Consider the following 1,991-nt stretch of genomic DNA (forward strand, 5'->3'; position numbering starts at 1 on the left):
GGCGCCGCCCGTCCCCGCACCGCCGACGGCGGTCGTTCCGCCGCCCGCTCCCGCACCGGACGGTGGTCCGCCGCCGGTCGTCTCGCCGCCGCTCACCACCGCGCTGCGGGACATCGTGCCGCTGGCCAGCGAGGGCATCGCGTCGCCGCCAGCGGCCATCCCGGCACCGGCGGTCATACCTCCGCAGGCGGTCCCCGCGCAGCTCGCCGGCCCGGCTGATCCGGCGACTCCGGTCACGCCGCCGTCCGGTCCACCGGTGGGGAACCAGCCGACCCTCGGCTGACCCCCCCGCCCGTCGGCCGCCTGGTCCCGTCCGCCGGTTGCGCGGCCGATGCCCGGCGCGCCCAGCGTGATCCACTCCGGTTGCGGTGAATCGGGCCTTCCCGGCGGCGGGATGCCGCGGTTTGCCGCAAGCCGCGAGCCCCCCGACCCACCCCGCCCCGACCGGGCCGGGGCGGGGCGGGGGCGGGGTCAGCGCAGGTGGCCGTCGCCGGTGACGACGTACTTGGTGCTGGTCAGTTCGGGCAGGCCCATCGGGCCCCGGGCGTGCAGCTTCTGGGTGGAGATGCCGATCTCCGCGCCGAAGCCGAACTCGCCGCCGTCAGTGAACCGGGTGGAGGCGTTCACCATCACGGCCGCCGCGTCCACCCGGGCCACGAACTCCCGGGCCGCCCGCTGGGAGTCGGTGACGATCGCCTCGGTGTGGCCGGTGCCGTACCGGCGGATGTGCGCGACCGCCGCGTCCAGCGAGTCGACGACGGCGACCGAGATGTCGGCCGAGAGGTACTCGGTGGCGAAGTCCTCCTCGGTGGCCGGGACCACCGCGTCGGAGTAGGCGACGACCTCCGGCGAGCCGTGCACGGTGACCCCGGCGTCGGCGAACGCGGTCAGCACCGCCGGCAGGAAGGCGTCCGCGATGTCCGCGTGGACCAGCAGCGACTCGGCGGTGTTGCAGGTGGAGAGGCGCTGGGTCTTGGCGTTCAGGGTGATCGCGACGGCCTTCGCCACATCGGCGGCGGCGTCCACGTAGACGTGGCAGTTGCCGACCCCGGTCTCGATCACCGGCACGGTGGACTCCTCGACCACGGTCCGGATCAGCGACGCGCCGCCGCGCGGGATCAGCACGTCGACCAGGCCCCGGGCGCGCATCAGCTCCTTGACCGAGTCGCGTGAGGTGGCGTCGAGGAGCTGCACCGCGTCCGCCGGCAGGCCGGCCCCGGCGACGGCGTCCCGGAGCACCGTGACCAGCGCGGCGTTGGAGTGCGCCGCCGAGGAGGAGCCGCGCAGCAACGCCGCGTTGCCGGACTTCAGGCAGATCCCGGCCGCGTCGACGGTCACGTTCGGCCGGGCCTCGTAGATGATGCCGACCACCCCGAACGGCACCCGGACCTGCCGCAGCTCCAGCCCGTTGGGCAGGGTCGAGCCGCGGACCACCTCGCCGACCGGGTCGGGCAGCGCGGCCATCTGCCGCAGCGCGTCGGCGATGCCGACCACCCGCCCCGGGTCCAGGGCCAGCCGGTCCAGCACCGCCGCGGTGAGCCCGGCTTCGCGCCCGGCCGCCAGGTCCGTCGCGTTGGCGGCCAGGATCTCCGGGGTACGCGCCACCAGCGCGTCGGCCATCGCGACCAGCGCGGCGTCCTTGACCGTACGGGTGGCGACCGCGAGGGCCTCCGCCGCGTCCCGGGCCCGGCGGGCCTGCTCGACGACGCTCATCCTGAACTCCTCGGGGATCGGTGGGACGGCACGCGTCCCGGATTCACAGCAGCACCAGGTCGTCGCGGTGGACGACCTCCCGTTCGTACGCCGGGCCCAGGGCCGCGGCGAGTTCCGAGGTGGAGCGGCCGAGCAGCCCGGGCAGCTCCACCGCGTCGTAGTTGACCAGCCCCCGGGCCACCGGCGCGCCCTCGGTGTCGACCAGGTCGACCGGGTCGCCGGCGGTGAAGGCGCCGTCCACCGCGGTGATGCCGGCCGGGAGCAGGGACTTGCGCCGG

The 1,991-nt window shown here is 75.7% G+C and carries 2 protein-coding genes and 1 pseudogene; 1 reads left to right on the plus strand and 2 read right to left on the minus strand.

Going from position 1 to position 1,991, the window contains the following annotated elements; translation table 11 throughout:
• Window positions 1–283, plus strand: a pseudogene (locus ACWEVO_RS35685) (hypothetical protein); the annotation flags it as partial.
• A 188-nt stretch (window positions 284–471) separates the two neighbouring features.
• On the opposite strand, the gene ACWEVO_RS35690 reads toward ACWEVO_RS35685, so the two are convergent.
• Together ACWEVO_RS35690 and ACWEVO_RS35695 are read right to left on the minus strand one after the other, a co-directional pair.
• Complete coding sequence (locus tag ACWEVO_RS35690) at window positions 472–1,713, minus strand: glutamate-5-semialdehyde dehydrogenase (RefSeq protein WP_452311809.1); 1,242 nt, start codon at window positions 1,711–1,713, stop codon at window positions 472–474.
• 43 nt (window positions 1,714–1,756) lie between these two features.
• Window positions 1,757–1,991, minus strand: a 235-nt coding sequence (locus ACWEVO_RS35695) for a PUA domain-containing protein (protein ID WP_452311810.1), incomplete at its 5' end; no start/stop codon positions are given.

This window comes from Micromonospora sp. NPDC003776 (genome assembly GCF_053605645.1).

Bases quoted from the DNA above. Each gene is read 5' to 3' on its own strand.
- ACWEVO_RS35690 (WP_452311809.1), bottom strand. From the start codon at position 1,713: ATGAGCGTCGTCGAGCAGGCCCGCCGGGCCCGGGACGCGGCGGAGGCC.